General features: G+C 50.7%; 1 protein-coding gene. It reads right to left on the bottom strand.

Annotated elements, in window-relative coordinates; translation table 11 throughout:
- Positions 1 to 95 precede the first annotated feature (95 nt).
- A partial coding sequence (locus tag AC0L2O_RS36725) for a hypothetical protein (RefSeq protein WP_473373195.1) occupies positions 96 to 276 on the bottom strand: 181 nt, incomplete at its 5' end.

Genomic DNA, 276 nt, shown 5'->3' with positions numbered 1-276 from the left:
CTTTGAGCCACCCTTGCAACCACGAATGGTGTTGCTCGTAGATGCGCTGCACAGCTGCCGTGTGGGATGGAGGAGACATAGGCGCGATAAGTGAGTTAATGATAATCGCTATTATTAACTGCCCACGTGTATTCCCACAATAGATGTCTTGAGGACGAATCAGCATCGATTCCGTCGTTCGTTGGGCCTCGATTCAGCTTTTTTCCCAGGTTAAGCCCTGTGAGTAACCGCCCTTGTGCCCGGTTGATAACCATGCCTGAAACCTGAGCAAAACCC

It is taken from the genome of Bradyrhizobium sp. Kon10 (assembly GCF_055807395.1).
Note: the sequence above shows the minus strand (reverse complement) of the source record. Positions and strands in the feature narration are given on the sequence as shown.